The sequence below is a fragment of the Marinomonas ostreistagni genome (assembly GCF_016888445.1).
Taxonomy (GTDB): Bacteria; Pseudomonadota; Gammaproteobacteria; order Pseudomonadales; family Marinomonadaceae; genus Marinomonas; species Marinomonas ostreistagni.
On the sequence record NZ_JAFEKF010000003.1, the window covers coordinates 220,005 to 246,341 of the forward strand.

The following is a 26,337-nucleotide window of genomic DNA, read 5'->3' on the forward strand; positions in this document are numbered from 1 at the left end:
TTTATGGGGATATCGCTTAGATTGCGTCACCGCCTGTCTCGCCGGTACGAATACGAATCACCTGCTCAAGTGCGGTAACAAAGATTTTACCATCGCCAATTTTGCCAGTGTTGGCACTTTTTTGGATGGCTTCAATGGCCAAGTCCACTTGCTCATCTTCGATCGCAAGTTCCAGTTTTACCTTAGGTAAGAAGTCAACCACGTACTCAGCACCGCGGTAGAGTTCGGTATGACCTCGTTGACGACCAAAGCCTTTTACCTCTGTAACAGTGATGCCGTTAATACCAATTTCAGAAAGGGCTTCGCGCACCTCATCTAATTTAAACGGTTTAACAATAGCTGTTACTAATTTCATAAAGGTTCTCCATGCAGGGCAATATTTCCTATAAATTACCATTCAATGTCAGCGCCCGCTACTAATTGCATGAAAATGTTCTACAGTTAACAGTGAATTCTATTGCGCTATGAAGGGAGGTGTGTCGATGGATCAGAATCGCTTAATCACGTTTGAACAAGGCTTGGACGGTTTCGTAGCACAACTTAAAACCTGTTTGGCACAGCAAGCAGATACGCACATTCATCATTGCTCGATGCCGCAATGCCTACAAAGCTTTAGGGCGGTCACTCAAGACAATAAAGCGCTAGTATTGCGCTTGGTTTTACTAGGTTGGAATCAAGAGACGACCTTGGCTCGCTTATCTTGGCTTGATCGCCATGGACGCGATCATGTGTGTTGTTATCTTAATGAGGAGTTTGCTGCTATCAAGCGCAAGCTTAACGGTAAATGGGTGAGAGATAAGCATAGCCCGCAAGACTTATGTTTACAGCAATGGTCGCACTTACAAGCCGCTGGCCTGTAAGTGCGCTTTTACTCTAGATGCGAATTACGACTTTAGATCGTTGAGAGCATCCAGATCATTGAAGTCGGGCTCGTGGTAAGGACGGCTTAGCTCGTGTACTGCATCGATAAGATACTTAGCGTGGTCTGGATTGACGAACTGATGGATGCCGTGACCAAGGTTAAACACATGACCAGAGCCTTTGCCGTAGCCTTCTAATACAGCAGCGACTTCGCGCTCAATCACAGCTTTGTCAGCGTACAGTACGCATGGATCAATGTTGCCCTGTAGCGCAACTTTATCCCCGACTCGTGCACGGGCTTCAGCGATGTCCGTTGTCCAGTCAAGGCCCAGTGCATCGGCACCCGCAGCAGCCATATTTTCAAGCCACTGGCCGCCATTTTTGGTGAACATGATCACAGGAATCTTGCGACCTTCGTGTTCACGGATCAAACCATCCATGATTTGACGCATGTATATCAGTGAAAACTGCTGGTACATCGGACCACTAAGGGCGCCGCCCCAAGTATCAAAGATCTGCACCGCTTGAGCACCGGCTTTGATTTGGCCGTTTAGGTAATCGGTCACTGAGATAGCAAGCTTGTTCAGCAGGGCGTGCAGAGTCTCTGGTGATTGGTACATCATGCCTTTGATATGACGGAAGTCTTTGCTTGAGCCGCCTTCCACCATATAAGTCGCCAATGTCCAAGGGCTACCAGAGAAGCCGATAAGAGGCACACGACCGTTCAGAGCATGACGAATGGTAGTAACGGCTTTGGTGACATAGTCTAAATCAGTGGCCTTAGCGATCGGCAAGGCATCCACATCGGCTTGAGTACGTACCGTGTGCTTAAATTTAGGGCCTTCGCCAGTCTCGAAATAAAGCCCCAGACCCATGGCATCAGGAATGGTCAAAATATCAGAGAACAGAATGGCAGCATCTAGGTCGAAGCGTTCTAGTGGCTGTAGGGTTACTTCACAGGCAAATGAGTCGTCTTTGCATAAACTCAAAAAGTCGCCAGCAGTGGCGCGCACTTGACGGTATTCTGGTAAATAACGGCCGGCTTGGCGCATCATCCATACAGGGGTGACATCGACCGGTTCTTTATTAAGGGCACGTAGAAAACGATCGTTTTTGAGTTCTGGAAACATTCAACTTCTCCAACTGAGCTTTTAAGTTTTAGGCATTCTACCTAACTTGAGGCAAAAAAAAGATGGAATAACCAGAATTTATGACTCGGGTTAATAAAAGCGTGGGAAAAGTTTAAAAAATTGCTTATTCACCGACGAATTGACGCAAGCTACCTTGATAAACACGTTGTGGGGCGTGTTGGATATCACCGTTTTGGCGCAAGCTTTTGAGGATGCTAGGCAGTTTTTGGCGCACTTGTGCAGGTGTCATGCCTGTCTGTAAGGCCGGCGAGTACAATATTTTCAGTAATAGGTAATCCAGCGGTGACAAGTATGAGTCAATGCTGCGATCGTTGAAGATGGATGGGAAGACATCATCCGAGTCATTGGGTAGCCCCATTAGCTGGGTGATTTCTTCAACGATACAATCTAAAAAACGGCCGCGGTGGCGAGCATAGTCGACAGGTATAATAATGGTGCCTTGTTGGATCGCTTGGCGGCTATTGATCTTAAAGTTCCCTAAACAGACTGCTTCATCCAGGGCTGCACGAATGCGTTCTGGATCACCGATGTATTGGCGTACCTTATCTTCAACCTGATCAAACTGGGTAAAGATAACGAAGATATTGGCATTGTTTGGATTTTCAACAAAGGCAATAGGCTGGCCTGTGATCGCAGCAAGATGTTGCATATGGGTGCTGAGTAGTTGATGTTGCAAAGATTCATCACCCACCTCGCTACTCATAAACACGCGTATGGGTTGCTCCCAGCGCACTAATTTAGGATTAGCGGTTTCATTGTATTCTCGTTGCAAGGCGATTTTGATGAAGCTATCGGCGACATATTGTTCGTTGTGCCAGCGTGGTTGTTCGACATCAGAGGGGCTGTAGGCCTGCGTTAGGGGCGCAAGCCAAAGGGTGCTAAGCAGGGCAATCGATGTGCATGTTTTAGTGACAATCTTCATCGGCATTCTCTAGCGTATTCGCAACGTAATGACGTAGAGCATCAAGGGTGTCAGGCGTGAAGTCAAGTTGATAGGTATTATTCAATATTTCATCAATGGTCAGTTGTTTGACTTCGGCCACTTCACGTGGCTGCAGCGTTAATGCGCCGTGAGCACTTGGATCGTAGTGGCAAGTGTAGACTTTACCCCAGATACGAAAGCCTTCTCCCTCAGTAAAAAACACACCTTCACTTTGCAGAGGAATATTGACCCCTAGCTCTTCTTCCAGTTCGCGCGCAGCACACTCATCGTAGCTTTCACCTGTGGCCACGACGCCGCCCGTTGTGATGCCATAGTAGTTTGGGCAGAAGGCTTTGGTAGCGGTTCGCTTTTGTAGCAACAGGGTATCAGGGCCTGTGAAGACGAGGATAAACGTGACTCGGTGAATGTCATGCTCGAAGTCCATCAGCCGACGCGGAATATCGCCAATAATGTGATTGCTACGGTCGACTAAAGTGATGATTTCATCTGTTTCGGGCATGACGTCTTACTTATTCTGGTAAAAGCAAAAGGTTAACCATTTATCCTAGCTTTTAAAAGGGCTGCGGTGCGCTCCTATGCTCTATAAGTGTGCTAAATACGACGCGGCAGCGCTGATCACTGAGATCGCTTCTATACTCATAACATGATGTATTGAGGGAGGAGTGTGGATGCAGATCCCAGATAACGACTTTTTGGCTTTCACATTGGCGCATCCAGATCAACAGGCGCCTTTTGCGCAAGCCTTTCCTGGCGGTATGGCGTATGTGGAGCAAGTCGGTGTACTACGTATTGTGCCAGAACATAGCTGTGCTGATCGCGTTATTTTATCAAGCGGTATACATGGCAATGAAACCGCTCCCATGGAGCTTTTAAATGAGCTATTGCGTGACATTCTTGGCGGGCGGTTAACACCTGTGGTGCCGCTTTTGTTTATTATCGGACACCCGCAAGCTGCGGTGGCGCAAACACGCTTTTGTGAGGTGAATTTAAATCGATTATTTCAAGGGGCTTGGCAGCGTTATCAAGGTAGAGAGGTTGAGCGTGCGCAGCAGCTTGAGCAACAGGTGGCGCGCTTCTTTGACGATCCGCAGGCGACAGGTAAAAAGCTGCACTATGACCTGCATACGGCGATCCGAGCGTCAGCTTATGAGACGTTTGCAGTGCATCCTTATACGTCTGGTAAACCCTATCAAGACGAGCAATTTGGTTTGTATGCCGCAATGGGGCTTGAGGCCGTATTACTATCGCATCAGCCGACAACGACTTTTTCTTATCATTCTTATGCCACCCATGGCGCTGAAGCGGCGACCATTGAGCTGGGTAAAGTGCGTCCATTTGGCGCCAACGACCTGAGCCAGCTGCAACAGATGCGTGAGGTATTAACGCAAATGATCCGTACTGGCCAGTTGGCCACTAAAGCTTATCAAGAGACGCTAAAATGCTTTGCAGTTGTAGATGTACTGGTGAAAGATGCGCCGGATTTTGAGCTAGGGGTATCAAACGCTGTACCTAACTTTACGGCATTTGAGCAAGGGGAAGCGTTAGCCTGGTCGAGCCAAAACCGTTACATCGTCAAGCAGACGGGCGATGCTTTGGTCTTTCCTAATACAGATATACCTGTGGGTCAGCGGGCGGGTCTAGTGGTGAGGCAATGTGATTGGGATAAAGTGAGAAGCGTCTGATTAGCTTAGGGGGATTGAGTCGATGCGGGTTTATTGATATTGTTATGTTATAACATCTTTGGATTGGATTTCTTGTCATGATTAAATACGTTTTACCCGCTTCGTTGCTATTGTCTGTCTCAGCCTTTGCGCAAACTCAAGTCGTCACTACGGTGAAGCCCGTTTCGATGATCGTATCGGCAATTGGTCAAGAGCATGTTGCGGTTGAGCAGCTGGTGAACAATCAAGCGTCGCCGCACGATTTTGCCATGCGCCCTTCAGATCTACGTAAGCTTAATCAAGCAGATTTAGTGGTGTGGGTGGGTGAGTCCTTGGAAACATTCATGGAAAAGCCATTGGCAAACTTAGCCGCACAAAAAGATGTAGAGTGGATGGCACTGGATGGTGCTTTCTTGCGTGAATTTGGTGATAAGACCGAGCATGACCACCCAGGTCACGATCATGCTGCGCACGACGAGCATGATGACCACGGTCATGACGAGCATGATGACCACGGTCATGACGAGCATGATGACCACGGTCACGACGAGCATGATGACCACGGTCACGACGAGCATGATGACCACGGTCATGACGAGCATGATGACCACGGTCACGACGAGCACGATGATCACGGTCACGACGAGCATGATGATCACGGACATGAAGGTCATCATCACGATCATACCGGCACAGATCCACACGTTTGGTTAGATCCTGTCAATGCAGAGCTTTTGGCCAAAGCTGTCACAGCGCGATTGGTCGAAATCGACCCTCAGCACCAAGCGGATTACCAAGCAAACCTTGCAGCGTTTATAAGTAGTGTTGAGCAAGCCGATCGTCATGTTGCAAAGCAGCTTTCTAGTGTTTTAGAGGTGCCTTACTTTGTCTTCCATGAAGCCTACGGTTACTTTGAAAATCACTACGGCTTAAACAATCAAGGGGCTATCACTGTCAGCCCAGAGCGTAAACCTGGTGCACAAACTGTCGCGCGTATTCGCGAGCAGATCGAAGATCACAGTGTGTCTTGTGTGTTCAGTGAGCCTCAGTTTAGCCCTGCGATTGTCGACACACTCATCGAAGACACGGATGTAAAAACAGCGACGTTGGATCCTTTAGGAACCAATATTGAGCTGGGGCCAAACAGCTATGCCTTGTTCTTAAAAGGTTTGGCGGATCAATACACCGCTTGCCTAAAATAATCCTCAAAGGCGCCTACCAATCGTGGTAGGCGTTCTTTCTTTCCCTCTGTATAATGGGCGCTGTATTCATCAACGTGAATGAGCCCATGAGCGATCAACAACAAGCAACGTTAACGTGTGATGCTAGCCAGTTAATTAGCAGCGCAAAAACCACACTCACGACTCAAGGACAGGCCCTAATTGGCTTGGCTGAGCGCATCGATCAACAGTTTGCACAGGCCGTTGATATCATTCTTAGTGGCAAAGGCCGCACTATTATCTGTGGTATGGGGAAATCAGGCATTGTCGGTAAAAAAATCGCCGCGACCTTGGCTTCCACCGGTACCCCTTCATTTTTTATGCATCCAGGAGAAGCCTTTCATGGCGATCTTGGGATGGTGCACGCAGACGATACGCTTGTCTTAATCAGTTATTCTGGTGAAACCGAAGAAGTTATTCGTTTATTACCTTCCCTGCAGAACTTTGGCAACCGTGCGATTGCGATTGTGGGGAACCCTCAATCGACGTTGGCGCAGCATTGCGACTGTGTTTTGGATATCACAATTGATCGCGAGGTATGCCCTAATAATTTGGCGCCAACCACCTCGACGACTATGACGATCGCGATGGGTGATGCCCTGGCGGTTGCATTGATGCAATGCCGTGATTTTCAGCCACAGGATTTTGCTCGCTTCCATCCAGGTGGTAGTTTAGGGCGCAAACTGCTGACCCGTGTACGGGATCTGATGCACAAAGATAATCTACCGTTTTGTACGCCTCAAACGTCTTTGCAAGAAGCCATTGCCGTGATGACAGAAGGGCGACGCGGTGTGGTGCTAGTAAAAGACGGTGCGCGCTTAGTGGGCATCTTCACCGATGGCGACTTGCGCCGCGCAATGCTGAAAGACGCGGCTGGCATGTTGTCCAAAACCATGGCCGAGTTGATGACGGCGAACCCTAAGACGATTTCGCAAGATACCATGATTGTCGAAGCCGAAGAGCGCATGTTGCGCGATAAAATTACGCTTCTAGTCGCTGTTGATGACGCTGAAAATGTCGTTGGCCTATTAGAAATCTACGACCGTTAAACGAAAGGAATACTGAAGTATGTCTGAAACCAGCAAAATTATCCGTATTGGTGACAAGGTAGAAGTGGCAAACCATTTGCCATTTGTTTTATTTAGCGGCATGAACGTTTTGGAATCACGTGACTTGGCTATGAAAGTGGCAGAAGAACACGTCAAAGTGACACAAAAACTCGGCATCCCCTATGTTTTCAAAGGCTCATTTGATAAAGCGAATCGTTCTTCGATCAACTCATTTCGTGGCCCAGGCCTTGATGAAGGCCTAAAAATTCTGCAAGAAATCAAAGAGACATTCGATGTGCCAGTCATTACTGACGTGCATGAAAATGAGCAGTGCATGCCCGTTGCCGAAGTAGCAGATGTGATCCAGCTACCGGCGTTTTTGTCACGCCAAACCGACCTTGTGGTCGAAATGGCGAAAACTGGTGCGGTGATTAATATCAAGAAAGCGCAATTCCTAGCGCCGCATGAGATGAAGCACATCCTCACTAAGTGCCAAGAAGCCGGTAATGATCAACTAATGTTGTGTGAGCGCGGCACCATGTTTGGCTACAACAACCTAGTGGTCGATATGCTTGGCTTTGGCGAAATGAAGCAGTTTGGTTTTCCGGTAATGTTTGATGTGACCCACGCCTTACAGCGCCCTGGTGGCCGCTCAGATTCGGCTGACGGCCGTCGTGCTCAGGTTGCTGAATTGGCACGCTCGGGGATGGCGCTAGGACTTTCAAGCATGTTTTTAGAGACTCATCCAGATCCAAATAACGCTAAATGTGATGGTCCTTGCGCATTACCACTCGATAAGCTTGAGCCTTTCTTAAAACAGGTGAAACAGCTTGATGAGCTGGTCAAAACCTTTGAAACCTTGGATACCAGCGCCTAATGGATACTCGGTTGTTAGCGCAATATGAGCAGCTGGAGCAGGGCAATCTTTTGATGAAAAAGTTGCCTTATCTGAAGCTGGTGATTTTTGATGTCGACGGTGTGTTGACCGATGGCGGTTTACTGTACGGTGCGCACGGCGAAGAATTAAAGCGCTTTAACGTCAAAGATGGCGTGGCGCTTAAGCTGTTGCCACAATGGGGCGTTGAAGTCGCCGTGATTACTGCGAAAGATTCCGCCCCGTTACGTAAGCGAATGACCGACCTTGGCGTGAAGCATGTTTATTACGGCTGTCATGATAAAGCTGCGGCATTTGCTGAACTCATGGCAACTTTGGCGCTTGAGCCGGAGCAGGTGGCTTATGTCGGCGATGATGTCATTGACCTTCAAGTAATGCCTAAAATAGGCATTTCTATGTGTCCTAATGATGCCCATACGCTGCTTTTGCGTCACTGTGATATCACGCTTAAACGCGCAGGTGGGCAAGGCGTTGCACGTGAAGTCGCTGATTTAGTGCTGGCCACACGCATGAGCCTTGAAGCGGCCTATGAGTTGGCACAACGCCCCGAGTTCGAAAAGAAGGACAACTAATGAATTTGCCTAACTTTCATATTGTGATTCCTGCACGTTTTGCTTCGCAGCGATTTCCACAAAAGATGTTGGCTGATCTAGCCGGTAAACCAGTGGTGCAGTGGGTGTACGAGCTGGCGCTTAAAGCGGGTGCAGAGTCGGTGACGATCGCCACGGACCATGCGGATATTTTCTCTGCGGCACAAGCCTTTGGAGCGGATGTGGTCATGACTCGTACCGACCATGAAAATGGTACCGAGCGCCTAGCAGAGGTAGCACAATTAAAAGGCTGGTCGGGCGATGAGATCGTGGTGAATGTTCAAGGCGATGAGCCATTGTTGCCGATTGCTTTGATTCATGATGCAGTGAAAGCCCTAGCGGATGATGCAGAATCAGAAATGGCAACGGTTGCTTGCCCGATTCATCGTAGTGAAGACATTTTTAACCCTAGTGTCGTCAAAGTCGTGTGTGATGCTAAAGGCCGCGCGTTGTACTTTAGTCGCGCCACTATGCCATGGGATCGTGACGGTTTTGCTGAGCAACCTGCGCAGATCAGTGCTGATTATCCCGCCTTGCGTCACGTTGGCCTATATGTCTACCGAGTGTCTTTGTTGGGCCGCTATGCCCAGATGCCGATGTCGCCACTAGAAAAGTGGGAAAAGCTGGAGCAACTACGCTTTTTACATCAGGGTATTAAGGTTCAGGTGGCGCTGACACAGGAGCTACCGCCCCATGGCGTGGATACGCCTGAAGATCTTGCCGCACTGAGCGCCAAGCTCGGGCGCTAGGGCCTGTTCGTGAAGCGTTATAAAGTCAATGCGAGCCTAGCCAGTCTGCTCGGCTTTGTAACGCTTTTGGTCGTCTTATTTTGTCTACCGTTAACAATATGGCAGTCGCTATTGCAGCAAGCTTTGCCTAGTAATTGGGGGCTACAGACGTTATCTGGGCATTGGTGGCGTGGTCAGGCGGTCGTTCAGCTTTCCAATCAACTTTCCTCTGCATCCCTTTCGTGGTCAAAATCTCATCTTTTGGAGCCTTTTGAATGGTCACTTGCGCACCCTGATGCATCTGCCAGCGGGCGCTTTACGGTAAGCTTCAGTCAGTCAACAATCTGGCTTGATCAGGGTTATATTCGCCCTAAGTTAATCAATCGCTTGATACCGGCCAAGCAAAACGTGGTGTTAGCTGGAGAGGATATTCAGCTTGAGCAGTGGCAGCTAAACTATGATTGGCAATCTCAGCAATGGCGACAACTCATGGGACAAGCGCATTGGTCTAATGGTCTGATTAAGCATCGCCTCAACGGTTATTCCACTCAAACTCACGTTGATCATTGGTACGCTGAAGTCACTCTTGAAGCGGATCGACCGCAACTGGTGTTAAACGAAAGATTGACTCAACAACCGTTGCTGGAGCTAATGCTGCGACCTGATCTTGAGCTTGAGCTCACGGTAATGCCATCCATGCTGGAAGCGCTTGGGCAGCGTTGGCCAGGAAAACCTCAGTACCCTGCCTTTGTGATGGTGCAACCTTTGGCTTGGGATTAGGAATAGAAAGCGCTTTCTAAGAAATAAGCACATATATGGGTAACTAAAAGCGTGCTATGGCTATAGCGTGCTTTTTTTGGCTTAATGTAAATCTTATGGGATGTTTACTGGGTAGTGCGCGGTCATGACGCAAATGGATCAATCAGCGCGAGTCATTACATGCAGTCACTGTGGCTTAAAGACTATGGTGCCTAGGCTTATGCCGAAGCAAAAAGCCCATTGCCCCCGCTGTGATCATGTACTGACTATGCTTCAGCCGAACTGGGCAGAAAAAATGCTGGCGCTGAGTTGTTCAGCCTTATTGTTACTAGTGTTGGCGCTTACCTTCTCCTTTTTATCGTTTGATATTAATGGTCTCAAAACCTCCATTACCTTGTTTTCTGTGGTTGAGACACTCGCCGAACAAATGTATTTAGGCCTGGCAATATTGATCTTTACGGTCTGTATTGCGCTTCCTGGTTGTGTGTTGGTGATGCTGGTTATGTGGGGCATTGCCATTAAATGGCAGCTCGGTGTGACGGCCGCCCAAGCCCAAATCCGCTGGTGTTTTAGCTTCCTTAAGTGGTGCATGCCTGAAGTCTTTATCGTTGGCGCCTTGATCAGTATGGTCAAACTGGTGGCCATGGCGGACATTGGTTTGGGGCCAGCGTTTTATTTTTATGGCGGTTTTATCGTGATGTTTATATTGACCCTGATGCATCTTGATCGCCGCCAAATCGAGTTGGCTTTACTAAAGAAAATTCCTACTGAAAATCGTCCTATTAGAGCGCAACAACGGCTGCAATGGACTTGGGCATTACTGCTGACGTCAGTATTACTGTACTTGCCCGCTAATCTACTCCCAATTATGACCACTCAATTTTTAGGCGACGCAGAACCTTCTACTATTGTCGCGGGGGTAATTACCATGTGGCAAAACGGTTCTTACTTTATCGCCATGGTAATTTTTATCGCCAGTATCATGGTGCCGATCTTCAAAATTTTAGCATTAGCCTTTTTAAGTTATTCGGTGCAATCGCGCCGCTCTTTCAGTAGCCAGCAACGTTATATTTTATACCGTGTCACTGAATTGATGGGACGTTGGTCGATGATCGATGTGTTTGTGGTGGCGATCTTAGCGGGGTTAGTGCAATTAGGCAGCACCATGAGTGTCTTTCCTGGGCCCGCTGTGGTGGCATTTTGTGCGGTCGTTATCTTGACCATGCTGGCCGCTTTATCGTTTGACAGTCGTCTGTTATGGGAGCAAGAGTCATGAGTTCAACCAAAGACCATCAAGCCAACAAAGGAGCTGTGGCCGTCGTGAAAAGTACCCGCAATATTTCTAAGATTTGGTTGATTCCCTTGGTGACTCTTATCTTGGGGGCTTGGTTTATCTTCCAAGATATCAAAGGGCAAGGTGTCAGTATTGAAATAGAGTTTGAAACGGCGGCGGGTCTTGAAGCTGGTAAAACGCAGTTGAAAATTCGAGACGTAGTGATCGGACGGGTCGACGACATCCGTTTAAGCGATGACTCCTCCAGTGTTTTAGTGACCGCTAATCTAGACAGTGATGCGGAAAAGTACCTGCGCACGGATACGCGTTTTTGGGTGGTTTCACCGCAAGTCTCTTTAGCCGGAATTTCTGGCTTGCAGACGTTAGTATCAGGCTCTTACATTGATATGTCGCCAGGGGTAGAGGGTGAACCAGCGCGTCAGTTTAAAGGGTTAAGTGATCCGCCAGTGACGCCAATCGGCACACCTGGCTTACGCGTGTACCTACAAAGTGAGCAGTCATTTACCGCTAAAGTAGGCGATCCGGTGATCTACCGTGGCTTGTCAGTCGGACGTATTGAAACCGTGGAATACGACCTAAAATCACGCCGCGCTGAATACAGTGCCTTTATCGAAGCGCCCTTCGATCAACTGGTTACTTCTAACACACGCTTTTGGAATTCAAGTGGCATCGAGCTTGAGCTTGGTGTTGAGGGGCTAGGTGTGACCACCTCAAGTTTAGAATCTTTGTTAGTGGGCGGTATTACCTTTGATGAACCTAACGAAATGCCACCGGTAGAGCCCTTAAGTGAAGACCGTGTGTTCCACATTTATCCCACTAAGAAAAGCGCCGTGGCGCACCGTTATGAACAAACGGTGTACTACGTTATTTTAGTGGAAAGCTCAGTGCGTGGTTTGGTTGAAGGTGCGCCAGTGGAGTATCGAGGGTTAAAAATTGGCCAAGTTGAAGAGGTTAATTTAAAGCTTGAAAGCGATGATCGTGAGATTCAGGCCGATGCGTATAAAATTCCGGTACTCATTTCAATTCAGCCAGGACGAGCCAATTTAACCGATGATGAGCAGGGTAAACAACGCATTGCACAACAGTTAGAAGCGTGGGTGGCGCGCGGTTTGCGTGCTTCCTTAAAAACTGGAAACTTGCTCACAGGGTCGGTATTCGTCGATTTACAACACTACGATGATGTTGAGTCTGCACGCTTGGGTGAGGTAGCGGGTTATACCGTGATTCCGACTGTACCGGGGCAAATTATGCAGCTGGCGGAGCAGATTAATACCACGCTTGAGAAGGTGAATGATCTGCCAATCAATGGCGTTGCCCAAGATTTACGCACTCTGTTGCAAGATCTTGCCAGTAGCGCGCAAGCATTTAATGACACCAGCAACTCACTCACTACTAAGCTTGATCAACTGGATATGCGCGGTCTAAATGACACCTTGGCAAGTCTGAATACTTTGCTCACCAATTTATCTGAAGACGAGCAGGGTATGTCTTCTGTTAATGAAACCATGACCGAGATTCAAGAGGCGATTCGCGAGTTGAAGCCGCTATTGCAAAAAATGAACAGTGCTCCAAACAGTCTGATTTTTAAGAGCCAAGTCGCGCCAGATATTGAGCCACAAGGAGTGAAACGATGAAGATTTTTGCCGCAGTGCTATGTATGGTGTTGCTCAGTGCCTGTGCCACCAGCACACTAGAACCACCTAAGTATTATGTCTTGAATGGTGCACCTAAAGCCACAGAGTCAACCCAGCAGGTCACGCCAATAGAGTTGAGTTCTATTACGCTGGCTGAATATTTGCAAAGCTCTAATATGGTGTTGCAGGTGTCTGAGCACGAACTGTTTTTTTCGACCAATCATTTATGGGCAGAACCGTTACAAGTTGGTATTGAAAAGGCCTTAGCCAATCAGTTGTGGTTAGTGCAGGATGCGTCACAAGCGGCGTTAGAATTAGAGCTTAACGTCGATTACTTCCATATTATTGATCAGGATTCAGTGATTTTGGCTGGGCATTATTCGGTAGAGGGCCAAGACGGCACGCTTACGCAGCAGCGCTTTTCACTGCAGCAACCGCTGAATGAGTCCGGTTACCCATATGCGGTATCGGTGATGTCAGAGTTGGTGGAGCGATTAGGTAAAGAGATTCTGCAGCAGGTGCAAATCAGCCAAAGTGCACGTTAGCACTTTGGCTAGAAAGTATTAGCAAGGGATAAAGCGACTAGGGGTTAAAATGCCGCCCAGCGGAACATCCCAAGACTCAATTGGTAAGCTCTCTACTTCTTGGCAGTCGTGCGCCAGTCCGATGAGTTGAGTGCGTTCGGCTTTATGCTCAAAAGTGCGATCGTAAAAACCTCCACCCATGCCTAGGCGTCCGCCTTGGGCATCAAATCCAACTAATGGCATGAGTACCTGATCCATATCGCTGCCCGTGGCAGGGTTAGGATCAATCGGCTCAAGAATACCAAAGCTATTTTTTTGCCACTCACAGTCGCTGGTATAGCGAGCAAACACGAGGGCTTGGCCGTCGAGTACCGGTAAGAAGACATTGATATCATTCGCCCAGCACCACTTACAAATCTCGCTGGGAGAAATCTCGCCATCGTTAGTGAGATATAAAGCAAGATTGGCTTGTTTAGGTAAGTTGCTCGCTAAAGCTGATAAAAAGGTTTGCGTAACTTGCTCGGCTGCTAGTGCTTGCTCGGACTCGGTTAGCTGTTGGCGTTGTGAGCGAAGATGTTTGCGAAGTGCTTGTCGATCTAGAGACATAGAAAAGAGTTTCCCAAGTTGCCGTTTCGGCTATTGGCCTTGAACCCAGTGGTTCAAGGTGGAAGTCACTGAGACTCTTTAGGCTTTCCGTCGCACGGACTTGCTCACCGAATCTGCAGTATCATTCCGGGTTATTGCTCATAGGCTCAAGGGCGTTAAGCCGCTTCGTACAACCCAGGAAACACCGCTAGTATAGGGGAGGGATGGCAAAAAATCATCTTAAGATTCTGGGCTTGCTGGGCGCGACTTGAAGAATTTTCGTGAACAAATCACTTGCTAAACGCCTTGTAACCTGACTTTGTATAATTAGCCTGCTTTGTTTTGTTGGCCCAGCGCAGAATCCAGCTGTGACGTTAGCTCACGCAGCTGTTGCTCGTTTGAGCGAGCGTATTGGCGGCTCGATAACAAATCGTGGGTGATGTTTAAAGCGGCGATGATAGCAATTTTTTCAAGACCGACAGCCTTTCCGCTTGCTCGCAGCTCACGCATTTGATTATTCAGATATTCTGCGGCTTCTTTTAATTCAGTCTCGTGGCCTTTCGGACAGTTGATGTTGAAAGATTTGCCCAGAATGTCGATAGCAATAGTTGGCTTTTCCATGATATCTCCGACAGCTAGATAGGCGTTAAATTAGTTGAATTTCCATGATTTTCGCAACGAATAACATTTTATGCCGCAGGTAAATTCGTTACAATTGGCGATTCGTTAAATCCACCTAAAATTTATAGCAAATTGACGTAAAAATGGAAATTAATCCGATTATTTCAAAGATAAAAGACCTTTCTGAGCGTACTCAAGTGCTCCGGGGGTATCTTTGACTACGAGTCAAAGAAAGAGCGTCTAGAAGAAGTTAGCCGCGAGTTAGAAGATCCCAATGTTTGGAACGACCCTGACTATGCCCAAAAATTGGGTAAAGAGCGTTCAACATTAGAAGGTGTTGTGTCCACTATCGATAACCTTGAAACCGGTGTGGATGATGCCAATACCTTGCTTGAGATGGCCGTCGAAGAAAACGACGAAGAGTCTGTCGAAGCAGTACAACTTGAGCTTGAAGAGCTTGAGGCACAGCTGGGTACCCTAGAGTTTCGTCGTATGTTTTCGGGTGAAATGGACCAGAATAATGCCTTTTTGGATATTCAAGCTGGTTCGGGTGGTACGGAAGCTCAAGATTGGGCCAATATGTTGCTGCGCATGTACTTGCGTTGGGGCGAAGATAAAGGCTTCAAAGTTGAGATCATTGAGGTGTCAGCAGGTGAAGTGGCAGGCATCAAATCGGCTTCAGTACGCTTTGAAGGTGAATACGCATTTGGTTGGTTGCGCACTGAAACGGGCGTACACCGCTTAGTCCGTAAATCACCGTTTGACTCGGGTAATCGCCGTCATACGTCTTTTGCCTCGGTATTTTTATCGCCTGAGATCGATGACAACGTCGAGATTGATATCAATCCAGCGGATCTGCGTATTGATACTTACCGTTCATCAGGTGCCGGTGGTCAGCACGTCAACACCACGGATTCAGCGGTGCGTATTACCCACGATCCATCGGGTATCGTAGTGCAATGTCAAAACCAGCGTTCGCAACACGCTAACCGTGACTTCGCCATGAAACAATTACGTGCCAAGTTGTACGAGTTGGAAATGCAAAAGCGTACGGAAGCAGCTCAAGCACAAGAAGATAGTAAGTCGGATATCGGTTGGGGTAGCCAAATTCGCTCCTATGTACTGGACGCGTCCCGTATTAAAGACTTACGTACTGGCGTTGAAAGCTCTAATACCGGCTCGGTATTGGATGGCAACCTAGACCAATTTATTGTGGCAAGCCTTAAGCAAGGCCTGTAACGCACACCATTTGATGAAGAGTACATAACAAGACCATGTCTAACGAAACGCAAAACGATAGCAACGTAAACAGCGAAGATAACCGTTTAGTGGCTGAGCGCCGCGCAAAATTGGCGGCGATCCGTGAACAGCGCAATGCCTTTCCAAATACCTTCCGTCGCGATGCCTATGCGGCAGACTTGCAAGCGGAGCTGGGCCAATTTGAAAAGCCTGAGTTAGAAGAAAAGAATCATGTGGTAAGCATTGCTGGCCGTATTATCCGTAATCGTGGTGCGTTCATGTTGCTGCAAGATATGAGCGGTCAGATTCAGGCGTACATCAACCGTAAAGCGTTAGATCCTGAGCTATTGAAAGAAATCAAGAGCTGGGACCTTGGCGATATCATTGGTGTCACCGGTCCGGTACACAAGTCTGGTAAAGGCGATCTGTACGTGGATATGCAATCGGTTGAGCTACTAACCAAATCGCTACGCCCATTACCAGACAAGCACCATGGCTTGGCGGATATGGAAATGCGTTACCGTCAGCGTTACGTAGACTTGATCGTTAACGAAGAGTCGCGCACGACGTTCCAAGTACGCTCAAAAATCATTTCTACGATTCGTCGCTTCCTAGAAGATCGTCGTTTCATGGAAGTGGAAACTCCAATGCTACAAACGATCCCTGGTGGTGCATCAGCGCGTCCTTTCGTGACGCATCACAATGCCATGGATATGGACATGTTTTTGCGTATCGCTCCTGAGCTTTACCTGAAGCGTTTGGTCGTCGGTGGTTTTGAGCGTGTATTTGAGATCAACCGTAACTTCCGTAACGAAGGTGTGTCGACGCGCCACAACCCTGAATTCACTATGATCGAATTCTACCAAGCGTACGCGGATTACAAAGATCTGATGGACCTGACCGAAGAAATGCTGCGCACGGTTTCTGAAGAAGTATTGGGTAAAACCGTTGTACAGTACGGCGAGCACGAATTTGATTTCGGTGCACCGTTTGCTCGCATGACAATGTTAGAAGCGATCCTGCACTACAACCCTGAGTTGAGTGCTGACGACCTTGATACGGTTGAGAAAGCGACTGAAGTGGCTAAAAAACTGCACATTGATGTTCAGCCGATCTGGGGGCTTGGTAAGCTTTGGACGGAAATCTTCGAAGAAACTGCTGAGAGCAAGTTGATTCAACCGACTTTCATCACCGAATACCCAGCTGAAGTATCACCTCTAGCACGTCGTAACGATGATAATGCTTTCATTACTGATCGCTTTGAGTTCTTCGTTGGTGGTCGTGAAATCGCAAACGGTTTCTCAGAACTTAACGATGCTGAAGATCAAGCGGAGCGTTTCCGCCGTCAGGTAGAAGAGAAAGACGCGGGTGATGATGAAGCCATGCACTACGATGCAGACTACATCAATGCCCTAGAATACGGTCTACCACCGACAGCTGGCCAAGGTATCGGTATCGACCGTTTGGTGATGTTGTTCACTGATTCGGCTTCGATCCGTGACGTGTTGTTGTTCCCGCATATGCGCCCACAAGACTAATCTGAGGCGCGCGTTAGCAAGTAATAAACGACTATTTTAAGGCCTCTTATGAGGCCTTATTTTATGGTTTCTTTAAAACTTTAATCGTAAAGGCTCAGGCCTTTGCAAATGGAGCGTTGTAATGAGCCGATTTTGGACTGATAAAATTGCCGCCCTTGACCCGTATGTGCCAGGGGAGCAACCACAAGATAAGCAATACATTAAGCTAAATACCAACGAAAGCCCGTATGGTCCGTCGCCAAAAGCCATCGCAGCGATGCAGGAGCAGGTGACAGAGAAGCTACGTTTATACCCTGATCCAAACTGTCAGGTGCTTAAAAATGCGATCGCCAAATCCTACGCGGTAGAGCCTAATCAAGTATTCGTCGGTAATGGTTCTGATGAGGTGTTGGCACTGGCGTTTATGGGTTACTTTGCTGGTGGTAAGCCACTAGCCTTTGCTGACATCACTTATAGCTTTTATAAGGTGTACGCCAACCTATACGGCATTACACCAGATATCGTACCGCTAAACGATGAGTTTGATATTGTGCCAAGCGACTACGATAACCTAGACGTATCTGGCATTGTCATCACCAATCCGAACGCGCCAACCGGTAAAGCTCTACCCTTAGCAGATATCGAGCATATTCTGAAAGCTAACCCTGATATCGTGGTATTAGTGGATGAAGCCTATGTCGACTTTGGTGCCCAAAGTGCCACCACACTGGTGAACCAATATCCGAATTTGATTGTGTCGCAAACCTTGTCTAAATCACGTGCTTTAGCGGGGATTCGCGTAGGGTATGCTATTGCGCATCCAGACTTAATCGAAGGTTTAGAGCGTCTTAAAAACTCATTTAACTCGTACCCAATTGATCGCATTGCGTTAGCGGGTGCGACGGCAGCGGTGGAAGACGAAGCGTATCTTGCAGACATCTGCAAGCGCACCGTGACCACGCGTGATTGGACCGTGACAGAGCTTGAGAAGCTAGGCTTTGAAGTGTTGCCTTCGGCCACTAACTTCGTTTTTGTGACGCACCCAGATAAAGCGGCTGAAAGCTTATATCTAGGGCTAAAAGAGCAGGGTATTTTAGTGCGTTACTTTGGCAATAAACCGCGTATCGGCAACTTCTTGCGCATCACTATCGGTACCGATGCCGAGATGGCGGCTCTAGTGACAGCACTGAAAAACTTCTAGTGACGTCGCTATATTGCTGACTGAGCGATAAGGGCTTAATAGGTAGACTACTTATTAAGCCCTTTTTTGTGGGCTTAGCAAAAGTGCTTGCCAAGATATGTATTTGTATTACATCACTTCTAAAACGTTATATCTTAGTTAGTTAAATATGTTCTAAATTAGAAAATATAAGTCTAAATTTTCCCGCTTTAAGGAAAGCGCTCTAAGTACGACTTTAGTTCAAATTACCTAGCTAAACGCGACCTTTAAAATAGGCGGATGGTCATGAGCAGGCGTTTCAATGCCCTCAATCGCCATCAGTATTCATTCTTTTTTGTTGAGCCAAAACGGCGGGGCGTAAAAGAATTTGTATTGTTCCTAGAGAAAACCAATAAAAAATAGTTAAAGGTCTTGAGATGCAGTTAGAGAGAATTCGTCATAACGGTTTGCACGATAAGGTCATGTCGGCAGAGCAGGCCAGTGAGTTTATTAAAGATGGTATGACGGTGGGCATGAGTGGCTTTACTCGTGCTGGAGAAGCCAAAGCAGTCCCTACAGCACTGGCGAAGCGAGTCAGTGAGCAGCCGATTAAAATTAACCTGATGACGGGGGCGTCACTAGGTAATGACTTAGATAAGATTTTGACGGAGTCGGGCAGTTTAGCGCGACGTATGCCGTTTCAAGTAGATACCACCTTGCGTAAAGCCATTAACCAAGGTGAGGTGATGTTTATCGACCAGCATTTGTCAGAGATGGTGGAGCAGCTACGTAACCATCAACTGACGCGCCCTGATGTGGCGATTATCGAAGCCGTCGCAATCACTGAAGAAGGCCATATTGTGCCGACAACCTCGGTGGGTAATTCGGCAAGTTTTGCGGTGTTTGCTGACCAAGTCATTGTTGAGATCAATACCCTGCACAGCGACAAGCTAGAAGGGTTGCATGACATTTATATTCCGACCTACCGCCCTGAGCGCACGCCTATCCCGATTGTTAAAGTTGATGACCGCATTGGTCAAACCGCGATCCCTATCCCCCCGGAGAAGATCGCGGGTATTGTCTTCACCAGCACACCGGACTCTTACTCTACGGTAACTGATCCTGACCAAGACACCGCTGCGATTGCTCAGCACTTAGTTACGTTTTTTAAACAAGAAGTGGCTGATGAGCGTTTAGCAACCAATTTAGGGCCGTTGCAAGCTGGCATCGGCAGTATTGCTAACGCAGTGATGATGGGCTTGTTGGATTCGGACTTTGAAGACCTAACCATGTACTCTGAGGTGTTGCAGGACTCTACCTTTGATTTGATTGATGCCGGTAAAATGCGCTTTGCTTCAGGCTGTTCAGTTATTTTATCTGAGCGTATGAATGCCAAGGTGTTCGATAATATTGAAGCGTATAAAGATAAGCTGATTTTACGTCCACAAGAAATGTCGAACCACCCAGAAGTAGTGCGTCGCTTGGGTATCATTGCTATTAACACAGCACTTGAATTTGATATCTACGGCAATGTTAACTCGACGCATGTTAGTGGTACCAAAATGATGAATGGTATTGGTGGTTCTGGAGACTTTGCGCGTAACGCCCATATGTCGATCTTCGTGACCAAATCGATGGCTAAAAACGGCGCTATTTCCAGTGTTGTGCCAATGGTGAGTCATGTGGATCATACCGAGCACGATGTAGATATTTTAGTGACTGAGCAAGGTTTGGCGGATCTACGTGGCCTAGCGCCCCGTGAGCGTGCCGTGCAGGTGATCAAGCATTGTGTGCATCCTGATTATCGCAACCAGTTGCTAGACTACTATGAGCGCGCTTGTGCACGCGGTGGTCACACGCCACATTTGCTGGAAGAAGCGTTTGCTTGGCATCTTAACTTGGAGCAGCAAGGCTCAATGAAGCTAGATTGATACCATAAGTAAAGGCGCCTAGGGCGCCTTTTTTCACTATGATAAACGTTATTGCAAACAGATGGCTTCGTAAGGGGAAGCGTGCCCGCTGAATAGTTCGATCACTTTGACTTTGCTGCAATCTTGCTCAACACAGAAGTAGAGTGCTTCAGCGACATCGGCGCGGGAGATTTGCATATCTTCAAATGCCAAGCTGTCAGGGCGTTCATTAGAGAAGCCATTTTGTGCTGGCTCATCGGTGAGTGGACCAGGACGTAATATGGTGTGAGGAACAGTGCTGTCCATCAAATATTCGTCGGCCAAGTGTTTGGCGATGATGTAAGGTTTTATCTTGCCGTCCATGTCCTCTGGGTCGTGGGCACCATAGGAGCTGAGCAGTACAAAGTGCTCGACACTAGGCTCTTCTTCGGCGTAATCAACAGCACGTCGTGCGGCCCAAAGATCAATCATAACAGTTTTATCAAATCCAGTATCGGCGCCTGATCCTGCTACAAACACAACCTTTTGCACCCCATCAAAGGCGTCACTAAAGTCGTCTTCAAGGTTGGCTTGAAACAGCTCCACATTGCTGTGTTGGATTTCAGTGGCTTTATCGAGGTCGCGCACCAAGGCGCGCACTTGATAGCCTCTATAGGCCAATTTTTGACAAACTTTTTGTCCTACTTGACCGGTAGCACCGATTACTAAAATAGTATTCATAGCTTAGGTCTCCTATTAAAGAATCTGCCATAAGGTTATACAAAAACTAAGCAGCTATTGTGGACAAATCGCTGTTTTCATAGTCTCTTGATAGTTTTGAGGAATCTGTCAAAGGCTGTGCATGGTAAGCCTTTGACATATCTTTGATGAAATAAGTATCTAGTGTGAGGTTACGTTAAATAGTAGCGAGCTTTTGTTTAATCGCCTGCAGAATACCATCTTCATCTAGGCCTACATGGCGTAACATTGATTGATGAGTGGCATGCTCTTCGTAGCGGTCAGGTAAACCAAGCTGCAGCACATGCGTGGTGATATTTTGCGACTGCAAAAACTCATTCAAAGCTGATCCTGCGCCGCCCATGATGGCATTTTCTTCGACGCTGACAAACAGCTTGGCGTCTTTGTGGGACAAGATCGCTGCTTCGTCTAGAGGCTTCACAAAGCGCATATCGATCAAGGTGGCATTGAGTGCTTGCGCGGCTTTTAGAGCATCGTAAGTCGGGCGACCAAAGCCACAAATAACAACCTCGCCACTGCCTTGGTGAAGCACGCGCGACTGACCAATAGCAACAGTGTCAAGTTCTGAGCCAATACTAACGCCACGCCCTGTGCCACGCGGGTAGCGTACTGCCGCTGGGCCTTGGTGTTGGTAACCTGTGTGCAGTAGTTTGCGACATTCGTCTTCATCGGACGGTGCCATGACAACCATATTGGGGATGCAGCGAAGATAGCTTAGATCGTATGCACCCGCATGGGTTGGACCATCTTCGCCGACTAAGCCGGCGCGGTCGATGGCAAATAAAACATCTAAGTTTTGTAGCGCAACATCATGGATCAGTTGATCGTAGCCACGTTGTAAAAAAGTGGAATAGATGGCAACGACTGGTTTCAAATCATCACAGGCCATACCAGCGGCCAAAGTTACAGCGTGTTGTTCGGCAATGGCAACATCAAAGTAACGCTCGGGGAAGCGCTCAGCGAATTCAATCAGGTCAGAGCCTTCTTTCATCGCTGGCGTGATGGCCACTAGGCGCTCGTCTTGCTCCGCGGCATCGCAAACCCAGCGGCCGAAAATATTGCTGTATTTAGGCAATTTAGGTTTGCTGGCTTGTGGGGCTGGCTGCGGGTCGGGCTCCACTTTGTTGATGGCGTGGTAGCCGATCGGGTCACCTTCGGCTGGCTCAAAGCCTTTGCCTTTTTTGGTGATCACATGCAGAAACTGCGGGCCTTTGCGATCTTTCAGGTTGTGCAAGGTTTGCGTCAGAAGCTCGATGTCATGACCGTCAATTGGGCCAATGTAATTGAAACCAAGCTCTTCAAACATGGTGCCTGGCGCGACCATGCCTTTCATATGTTCTTCGGCTTTGCGCGCCAGCTCTAGGGCTGAAGGCAAACCAGAGAAGACCTTACGACCACCTTCGCGAAGGTTTTCGTAGGTTTTGCTGGCCCAAATGCGTGCTAGAGAACTAGACAGTGCGCCCACTGGCTTAGAGATCGACATTTCGTTGTCGTTTAGAATGACTAACATGTCGGCTTCAACATGGCCGGCGTGATTGAGGGCTTCAAATGCCATGCCCGCCGACATAGCACCATCGCCGATCACGGCTACGGCTTTACGGCCAGTATCGAGCTGTCGTGCCGCCAGTGCCATGCCTAATGCCGCCCCGATCGAAGTGCTTGAGTGGCCTACGCCAAAGGTGTCGTAAACGCTTTCTTCACGTTTAGGAAAACCAGAGATACCGGTTTCTTGACGAATCGTGAGTAGGGCATCGCGACGCCCTGTTAAAATCTTATGCGGATAAGCTTGGTGACCCACGTCCCAGACAATACGATCTTCTGGCGTGTTAAAAATGTAATGTAAGGCAACGGTTAATTCGACCACACCAAGACCGGCGCCAAAATGACCGCCAGTTTGGCCCACGCTGTAAAGCATAAACTCGCGCAGTTCGCGCACCAATACAGGCAGATCTTTTTTGCTCAATTGGCGTAGATCTGCTGGGCTGTCGATTTGGTCTAGTAATGGCGTCACTGGACGCGAAGTGGGTATCGTTTCGAACATGGGCACCAAGAGGTCACTTATTCTGTCTAAAATAGCGGAGCATTATATCAGTGGTTGCGGTCAATAATATAGTTCGCAAGCTCTACTAATGGTGTTGCTTTTGCTCCAAAAGGCGCCACTTCGGCAATCGCTTCGTCATGAAGTTGTTTGGCGAGGGCTTTGGCTCCATCTAATCCTAGCAATTTTGGATAAGTGGGTTTGTTGGCGTCCGTGTCAGAAAACTGTGCTTTACCGAGGGTTTCGGTGTCGCTGGTAATGTCGATAATGTCGTCTTGCACTTGAAAAGCGAGACCAATTGCGGCGGCGTAGTTATCCAGCGCTTGCAGCGTTGAAGCTTCTGTCACGCCCACACTTTGCGCGCCCATTTTCACCGCTGCACGAATGATGGCGCCAGTCTTGTGGCGATGCATCTGCTCTAGGTCGCTAAGATCCATATCTTTATCGACGTTGGATAAATCAATCATTTGCCCTGTGATCATGCCAAAGCGACCAGACGCATGCTGTAGGGTTTGGATCAAACTCAGTTGTGTCGCCGCTTGATTAAGCTCTGGTTGGCTTAATAATTCAAACGCAAACGTTTGTAAGGCATCGGCGGCTAATATGGCGGTCGCTTCGTCGTATTGAATATGGCAGGTCGGTTTACCGCGGCGTAGGTCATCATCGTCCATCGCCGGAAGATCGTCATGGATCAGTGAGTAAGCGTGAATCGATTCGATTGCAGCGGCACTGGCATCCGTCAGAGTATTGGCTTCACCAAACAGCTCGGCTACCGCGTATGTCAGCATTGGGCGGATACGTTTACCACCATTAAATAGGCTGTAGCGCATGGCTTCTTGTAAGGTGGCTGCGAGTGGGTAGTCCGTCAGTGATTGATCTAAGTAACGATTCACACGCTCACGGGCATACAACGAGAATTGCTCTAGGTTCACTGTTCTGTTTCCGCGTCAAAGTTTTCTAGGCGTTCGCCGTCATTGGTTTCAAGTAAGATTTGGACTTTTTGCTCTGCTTGAGTCAGCACAGACTGGCAGTCTTGACTTAGCTTAACGCCTTTTTCAAAGGCTTTTAGGGCGTCCTCAAGGGACAGTTGATTGGATTCTAATTGGGCGACGATGTTTTCCAGTTCCGATAGGTTGTCTTCGAAATGGCGAACGCTTGTTTTACGAGACATAAATACTTCTCTTTTGATAACCTACAATTTGTAACAGAATTCCGCATAATTCACGAGTGATGTCACTCTAAAGTTACAAAATAGTAGCGTCTAACTAAGACGCGACGCTACTATTTGTTTTAAAATGGATTGTACTGAGTTGCATTATAGCTTTATTCGTAGGAGACGTGTGTGGATATCGCAACGTTATTAGGCCTTATTGGTGCCTTTGTCATTGTCTTGATGGCCATACTTTTGGGTGGTTCGGCAGGGATGTTCTTGGACCCTGCATCGGTACTTATCGTATTGATCGGTTCTACTTTCGTTGTGTTGATGCAATACCCGCTCGGGCAGTTTTTAGGGGCGGGCAAGTCGGCTGCTAAGGCCTTTATGTTCAAAAGCGTGCCGCTGGATACCCTGATTGATGAAATCTACGGTCTTGCAGACGAAGCACGTAAAGGTGGTTTGCTATCCCTTGAAGGTAAAGAAGTCAGCCACCCATTTTTGTCCAAAGGCATTCAAATGCTGGTGGATGGCCATGATAGCTCGGTGGTACGAGCGCAACTTTCCAAAGACATGAACCAAGCGTTTACCCGCCACGACAATGGTGCCAAGGTATTTAAAGCCTTTGGTGACACTGGGCCGGCGATGGGAATGATCGGTACCTTGGTGGGTCTAGTACAGATGCTAGCCAACATGGATGACCCGAAAGCCATCGGTCCCGCGATGGCGGTCGCTCTTCTTACGACCCTTTATGGTGCTGTACTGGCCAACATGGTCTGCCTGCCTATCCAAGCCAAATTGACTAACCGTGCCAATGAAGAATTGTTGTGCCAAAAGCTCATCTTAGATGCTTTGCTAGCGATTCAGGCAGGTCAAAACCCGCGTGTATTAGATGGTGCTCTAAAAACCTACATTGCCGAAGGCAAGCGTGTTGAGCGCGAATAATCTGTTTCTAAGTGATAACTGGATCTTAGTATCATGAGTGATGAAGAAGACGAAAACGATTGCCCCGAGTGTATAGAGGGCCTACCGGCCTACATGGGGACATTTGCCGACTTGATGTCGTTGCTGATGTGTTTCTTCGTGTTGCTGTTATCTTTTGCTGAGATGGACGTATTGAAGTTTAAGCAATTGGCGGGCTCTATGCGCATGGCGTTTGGGGTGCAGAAGCAAATCGAAGCGGAATCTATCCCGATGGGAACGTCGATTATTGCGCAAGAGTTTAGCCCAGGTCGACCAGAACCCACACCGATTAACGAAGTGCGTCAAAAAGCGGATGATGTACCAGAGAATACGCTTGAGGTAATGTGTAAGCCAGACTCTGCACAACTCAATGAACAAGAGGGCGCAGGTCAGCCGTCACCAGTGAATTCGGTGGATATGTCACAAGCGGATATGCAGCGTGAGCAGCAAATTCAGCAGACCGAAGAAACGGCGCAGCAGGTTGCCTCTGTGATGCGCGAAGAAATCTCTAAAGGCACAGTCGAGGTCGAAACCCAAGAGACCATGATTACCATTCGTCTTAAAGATCAAGGCTCGTTTGAGTCTGGCTCGGCGGAGCTTAATTATGACTTTATTCCGATCATTGATATGGTGCGCGATGTACTGGTGGGGATCGATGGGACCATCGCTGTAGAAGGGCATACGGATAATATTCCCATTGCCAGCTCGCAATTTCGATCCAACTGGCAGCTGTCTTCTGCACGAGCGATTGCGGTAGCAGAAGAGCTGTTTTCGACCGGGCAGCTTGATCAAGGGCGTTTTTCGGTAACAGGTTTTGCCGATACTCGACCGTTAGTACCGAACGATTCGCCGACGAATCGGGCCACCAACCGCCGTGTAGAGATTGTCATTCGTCAAAATGACTTGATGCGTACCAATGTGATCGAACCTGAGTATCCGCAAAGTACCGAGGCGGAGAGCAATACCGACGACTTATTTACCGAAGGTGATGGTGGCTTCCAGTTAGCTCCCGACGAAATCTTTTAGGTAACCACTAAAAAGCGACTTTCGAGTCGCTTTTTTCGTTCTATAGCTGAGTTTTAAACGGAATTTTGCTATCTTTCTC

At 48.0% G+C, this 26,337-nt stretch carries 27 protein-coding genes and 1 other RNA gene; 17 read left to right on the plus strand and 11 right to left on the minus strand.

Annotated features, from left to right (window positions below; genetic code table 11):
* Positions 1 to 16: 16 nt before the first annotated feature.
* Complete coding sequence (gene glnK, locus JQX58_RS10785) at positions 17 to 355, minus strand: P-II family nitrogen regulator (protein ID WP_204146867.1); 339 nt, start codon at positions 353 to 355, stop codon at positions 17 to 19.
* Positions 356 to 482: 127 nt separating this feature from the next.
* On the opposite strand from glnK, the gene JQX58_RS10790 reads away from it, so the two are divergent.
* The gene (locus JQX58_RS10790; protein WP_204146868.1) at positions 483 to 860 is read left to right on the plus strand and encodes a hypothetical protein; all 378 of its coding nucleotides are present in this window, start codon (positions 483 to 485) and stop codon (positions 858 to 860) included.
* A gap of 24 nt (positions 861 to 884) precedes the next feature.
* On the opposite strand, the gene hemE is transcribed toward JQX58_RS10790, so the two are convergent.
* From hemE to JQX58_RS10805, 3 genes are all read right to left on the minus strand, one after another.
* A complete protein-coding gene (gene hemE, locus JQX58_RS10795; RefSeq protein WP_204146869.1) occupies positions 885 to 1,991 on the minus strand; it encodes a uroporphyrinogen decarboxylase in 1,107 nt (368 codons plus the stop codon).
* A 124-nt stretch (positions 1,992 to 2,115) separates the two neighbouring features.
* Positions 2,116 to 2,934 carry a DUF2927 domain-containing protein gene (locus tag JQX58_RS10800; RefSeq protein WP_204146870.1) on the minus strand — a complete coding sequence of 273 codons (819 nt, stop codon included), beginning with the start codon at positions 2,932 to 2,934 and terminating at the stop codon, positions 2,116 to 2,118.
* Positions 2,918 to 3,454, minus strand: coding sequence for an NUDIX hydrolase (locus tag JQX58_RS10805; protein ID WP_204146871.1), 537 nt, complete (start codon positions 3,452 to 3,454; stop codon positions 2,918 to 2,920). Before JQX58_RS10805 ends, JQX58_RS10800 begins: the two co-directional genes overlap by 17 nt.
* A 169-nt stretch (positions 3,455 to 3,623) precedes the next feature.
* On the opposite strand from JQX58_RS10805, the gene astE reads away from it, so the two are divergent.
* The 10 genes from astE to JQX58_RS10855 all read left to right on the plus strand — a co-directional run bounded on the left by astE (position 3,624) and on the right by JQX58_RS10855 (position 13,330).
* On the plus strand, positions 3,624 to 4,637 hold the full coding sequence (astE, locus tag JQX58_RS10810; protein ID WP_204146872.1) for a succinylglutamate desuccinylase: 1,014 nt from the start codon (positions 3,624 to 3,626) through the stop codon (positions 4,635 to 4,637).
* Between the two features lie 77 nt (positions 4,638 to 4,714).
* Entirely contained in the window at positions 4,715 to 5,818 is a 1,104-nt protein-coding gene (gene znuA, locus JQX58_RS10815; RefSeq protein WP_204146873.1) for a zinc ABC transporter substrate-binding protein ZnuA, read from the plus strand.
* Positions 5,819 to 5,904: 86 nt separating this feature from the next.
* The gene (locus tag JQX58_RS10820) at positions 5,905 to 6,885 is read left to right on the plus strand and encodes a KpsF/GutQ family sugar-phosphate isomerase (RefSeq protein ID WP_204146874.1); all 981 of its coding nucleotides are present in this window, start codon (positions 5,905 to 5,907) and stop codon (positions 6,883 to 6,885) included.
* 19 nt (positions 6,886 to 6,904) lie between these two features.
* Positions 6,905 to 7,762 (plus strand): 3-deoxy-8-phosphooctulonate synthase, encoded by an 858-nt coding sequence (gene kdsA / locus JQX58_RS10825; protein WP_204146875.1) that lies wholly within the window; start codon positions 6,905 to 6,907, stop codon positions 7,760 to 7,762.
* On the plus strand, positions 7,762 to 8,352 hold the full coding sequence (locus JQX58_RS10830; protein ID WP_204146876.1) for a KdsC family phosphatase: 591 nt from the start codon (positions 7,762 to 7,764) through the stop codon (positions 8,350 to 8,352). Before kdsA ends, JQX58_RS10830 begins: the two co-directional genes overlap by 1 nt.
* On the plus strand, positions 8,352 to 9,119 hold the full coding sequence (kdsB, locus tag JQX58_RS10835) for a 3-deoxy-manno-octulosonate cytidylyltransferase (protein WP_204146877.1): 768 nt from the start codon (positions 8,352 to 8,354) through the stop codon (positions 9,117 to 9,119). Before JQX58_RS10830 ends, kdsB begins: the two co-directional genes overlap by 1 nt.
* 9 nt (positions 9,120 to 9,128) lie before the next feature.
* Positions 9,129 to 9,878: a hypothetical protein gene (locus tag JQX58_RS10840; protein WP_204146878.1), complete on the plus strand. Its 750-nt coding sequence runs from the start codon at positions 9,129 to 9,131 to the stop codon at positions 9,876 to 9,878.
* Positions 9,879 to 10,077: 199 nt separating this feature from the next.
* Entirely contained in the window at positions 10,078 to 11,133 is a 1,056-nt protein-coding gene (locus JQX58_RS10845; RefSeq protein WP_204146879.1) for a paraquat-inducible protein A, read from the plus strand.
* Positions 11,130 to 12,785 carry an intermembrane transport protein PqiB gene (gene pqiB, locus JQX58_RS10850; RefSeq protein ID WP_204146880.1) on the plus strand — a complete coding sequence of 552 codons (1,656 nt, stop codon included), beginning with the start codon at positions 11,130 to 11,132 and terminating at the stop codon, positions 12,783 to 12,785. The genes JQX58_RS10845 and pqiB overlap by 4 nt, the downstream gene beginning before the upstream one ends.
* Positions 12,782 to 13,330 (plus strand): PqiC family protein, encoded by a 549-nt coding sequence (locus tag JQX58_RS10855; protein WP_204146881.1) that lies wholly within the window; start codon positions 12,782 to 12,784, stop codon positions 13,328 to 13,330. The genes pqiB and JQX58_RS10855 overlap by 4 nt, the downstream gene beginning before the upstream one ends.
* Positions 13,331 to 13,348: 18 nt before the next feature.
* Here the strand turns inward: JQX58_RS10855 and JQX58_RS10860 are convergent, their stop codons facing one another.
* From JQX58_RS10860 to JQX58_RS10870, 3 genes are all read right to left on the minus strand, one after another.
* Positions 13,349 to 13,915 (minus strand): 5-formyltetrahydrofolate cyclo-ligase, encoded by a 567-nt coding sequence (locus tag JQX58_RS10860; RefSeq protein WP_204146882.1) that lies wholly within the window; start codon positions 13,913 to 13,915, stop codon positions 13,349 to 13,351.
* Between the two features lie 6 nt (positions 13,916 to 13,921).
* A non-coding RNA gene (ssrS, locus tag JQX58_RS10865) (6S RNA) lies at positions 13,922 to 14,099 on the minus strand.
* A 122-nt stretch (positions 14,100 to 14,221) separates the two neighbouring features.
* Positions 14,222 to 14,515 (minus strand): cell division protein ZapA, encoded by a 294-nt coding sequence (locus JQX58_RS10870; RefSeq protein WP_204146883.1) that lies wholly within the window; start codon positions 14,513 to 14,515, stop codon positions 14,222 to 14,224.
* A 143-nt stretch (positions 14,516 to 14,658) separates the two neighbouring features.
* Between JQX58_RS10870 and prfB the strand changes: the two genes are divergently transcribed.
* The 4 genes from prfB to JQX58_RS10890 all read left to right on the plus strand — a co-directional run bounded on the left by prfB (position 14,659) and on the right by JQX58_RS10890 (position 20,361).
* A protein-coding gene (prfB, locus tag JQX58_RS10875) for a peptide chain release factor 2 (protein WP_204146884.1) occupies positions 14,659 to 15,754 on the plus strand; the annotation gives its coding sequence in 2 pieces (ribosomal slippage) (positions 14,659 to 14,730 and positions 14,732 to 15,754; 1,095 coding nt in all).
* A gap of 35 nt (positions 15,755 to 15,789) precedes the next feature.
* The gene (gene lysS / locus JQX58_RS10880; RefSeq protein WP_204146885.1) at positions 15,790 to 17,292 is read left to right on the plus strand and encodes a lysine--tRNA ligase; all 1,503 of its coding nucleotides are present in this window, start codon (positions 15,790 to 15,792) and stop codon (positions 17,290 to 17,292) included.
* A gap of 121 nt (positions 17,293 to 17,413) precedes the next feature.
* Positions 17,414 to 18,472 carry a histidinol-phosphate transaminase gene (gene hisC, locus JQX58_RS10885; RefSeq protein ID WP_204146886.1) on the plus strand — a complete coding sequence of 353 codons (1,059 nt, stop codon included), beginning with the start codon at positions 17,414 to 17,416 and terminating at the stop codon, positions 18,470 to 18,472.
* 395 nt (positions 18,473 to 18,867) lie between these two features.
* On the plus strand, positions 18,868 to 20,361 hold the full coding sequence (locus JQX58_RS10890; RefSeq protein WP_204146887.1) for an acetyl-CoA hydrolase/transferase family protein: 1,494 nt from the start codon (positions 18,868 to 18,870) through the stop codon (positions 20,359 to 20,361).
* Between the two features lie 48 nt (positions 20,362 to 20,409).
* Here JQX58_RS10890 and JQX58_RS10895 read toward each other — a convergent pair whose 3' ends face one another.
* The 4 genes from JQX58_RS10895 to JQX58_RS10910 form a co-directional block, all read right to left on the minus strand.
* Entirely contained in the window at positions 20,410 to 21,060 is a 651-nt protein-coding gene (locus JQX58_RS10895) for an SDR family oxidoreductase (protein WP_204146888.1), read from the minus strand.
* Between the two features lie 175 nt (positions 21,061 to 21,235).
* Positions 21,236 to 23,119, minus strand: a complete 1,884-nt coding sequence (gene dxs / locus JQX58_RS10900; RefSeq protein WP_204146889.1) for a 1-deoxy-D-xylulose-5-phosphate synthase — start codon at positions 23,117 to 23,119, stop codon at positions 21,236 to 21,238.
* A gap of 47 nt (positions 23,120 to 23,166) precedes the next feature.
* The gene (ispA, locus tag JQX58_RS10905; protein ID WP_204146890.1) at positions 23,167 to 24,048 is read right to left on the minus strand and encodes a (2E,6E)-farnesyl diphosphate synthase; all 882 of its coding nucleotides are present in this window, start codon (positions 24,046 to 24,048) and stop codon (positions 23,167 to 23,169) included.
* Entirely contained in the window at positions 24,045 to 24,287 is a 243-nt protein-coding gene (locus JQX58_RS10910; protein ID WP_204146891.1) for an exodeoxyribonuclease VII small subunit, read from the minus strand. Before JQX58_RS10910 ends, ispA begins: the two co-directional genes overlap by 4 nt.
* Positions 24,288 to 24,458: 171 nt before the next feature.
* Here JQX58_RS10910 and pomA point away from each other — a divergent pair, with 171 nt between their 5' ends.
* Both pomA and JQX58_RS10920 read left to right on the plus strand, forming a co-directional pair.
* The gene (gene pomA, locus JQX58_RS10915; RefSeq protein ID WP_204146892.1) at positions 24,459 to 25,214 is read left to right on the plus strand and encodes a flagellar motor protein PomA; all 756 of its coding nucleotides are present in this window, start codon (positions 24,459 to 24,461) and stop codon (positions 25,212 to 25,214) included.
* 33 nt (positions 25,215 to 25,247) lie between these two features.
* Positions 25,248 to 26,258, plus strand: a complete 1,011-nt coding sequence (locus tag JQX58_RS10920) for a flagellar motor protein MotB (protein WP_204146893.1) — start codon at positions 25,248 to 25,250, stop codon at positions 26,256 to 26,258.
* Positions 26,259 to 26,337 lie beyond the last annotated feature (79 nt).

What these genes read in the sequence shown, in the direction of transcription:
- JQX58_RS10895 (WP_204146888.1), bottom strand. Translation starts at nt 21,060, where the DNA reads ATGAATACTATTTTAGTAATCGGTGCTACCGGTCAAGTAGGACAAAAA.
- JQX58_RS10830 (WP_204146876.1), top strand. Translation starts at nt 7,762, where the DNA reads ATGGATACTCGGTTGTTAGCGCAATATGAGCAGCTGGAGCAGGGCAAT.
- hisC (WP_204146886.1), top strand. Translation starts at nt 17,414, where the DNA reads ATGAGCCGATTTTGGACTGATAAAATTGCCGCCCTTGACCCGTATGTG.
- JQX58_RS10910 (WP_204146891.1), bottom strand. Translation starts at nt 24,287, where the DNA reads ATGTCTCGTAAAACAAGCGTTCGCCATTTCGAAGACAACCTATCGGAA.
- JQX58_RS10855 (WP_204146881.1), top strand. Translation starts at nt 12,782, where the DNA reads ATGAAGATTTTTGCCGCAGTGCTATGTATGGTGTTGCTCAGTGCCTGT.
- kdsB (WP_204146877.1), top strand. Translation starts at nt 8,352, where the DNA reads ATGAATTTGCCTAACTTTCATATTGTGATTCCTGCACGTTTTGCTTCG.
- lysS (WP_204146885.1), top strand. Translation starts at nt 15,790, where the DNA reads ATGTCTAACGAAACGCAAAACGATAGCAACGTAAACAGCGAAGATAAC.
- JQX58_RS10800 (WP_204146870.1), bottom strand. Translation starts at nt 2,934, where the DNA reads ATGAAGATTGTCACTAAAACATGCACATCGATTGCCCTGCTTAGCACC.
- JQX58_RS10805 (WP_204146871.1), bottom strand. Translation starts at nt 3,454, where the DNA reads ATGCCCGAAACAGATGAAATCATCACTTTAGTCGACCGTAGCAATCAC.
- JQX58_RS10845 (WP_204146879.1), top strand. Translation starts at nt 10,078, where the DNA reads ATGCCGAAGCAAAAAGCCCATTGCCCCCGCTGTGATCATGTACTGACT.
- JQX58_RS10870 (WP_204146883.1), bottom strand. Translation starts at nt 14,515, where the DNA reads ATGGAAAAGCCAACTATTGCTATCGACATTCTGGGCAAATCTTTCAAC.
- JQX58_RS10790 (WP_204146868.1), top strand. Translation starts at nt 483, where the DNA reads ATGGATCAGAATCGCTTAATCACGTTTGAACAAGGCTTGGACGGTTTC.
- JQX58_RS10820 (WP_204146874.1), top strand. Translation starts at nt 5,905, where the DNA reads ATGAGCGATCAACAACAAGCAACGTTAACGTGTGATGCTAGCCAGTTA.
- pqiB (WP_204146880.1), top strand. Translation starts at nt 11,130, where the DNA reads ATGAGTTCAACCAAAGACCATCAAGCCAACAAAGGAGCTGTGGCCGTC.
- glnK (WP_204146867.1), bottom strand. Translation starts at nt 355, where the DNA reads ATGAAATTAGTAACAGCTATTGTTAAACCGTTTAAATTAGATGAGGTG.
- znuA (WP_204146873.1), top strand. Translation starts at nt 4,715, where the DNA reads ATGATTAAATACGTTTTACCCGCTTCGTTGCTATTGTCTGTCTCAGCC.
- JQX58_RS10920 (WP_204146893.1), top strand. Translation starts at nt 25,248, where the DNA reads ATGAGTGATGAAGAAGACGAAAACGATTGCCCCGAGTGTATAGAGGGC.
- dxs (WP_204146889.1), bottom strand. Translation starts at nt 23,119, where the DNA reads ATGTTCGAAACGATACCCACTTCGCGTCCAGTGACGCCATTACTAGAC.
- kdsA (WP_204146875.1), top strand. Translation starts at nt 6,905, where the DNA reads ATGTCTGAAACCAGCAAAATTATCCGTATTGGTGACAAGGTAGAAGTG.
- JQX58_RS10860 (WP_204146882.1), bottom strand. Translation starts at nt 13,915, where the DNA reads ATGTCTCTAGATCGACAAGCACTTCGCAAACATCTTCGCTCACAACGC.
- JQX58_RS10890 (WP_204146887.1), top strand. Translation starts at nt 18,868, where the DNA reads ATGCAGTTAGAGAGAATTCGTCATAACGGTTTGCACGATAAGGTCATG.
- astE (WP_204146872.1), top strand. Translation starts at nt 3,624, where the DNA reads ATGCAGATCCCAGATAACGACTTTTTGGCTTTCACATTGGCGCATCCA.
- hemE (WP_204146869.1), bottom strand. Translation starts at nt 1,991, where the DNA reads ATGTTTCCAGAACTCAAAAACGATCGTTTTCTACGTGCCCTTAATAAA.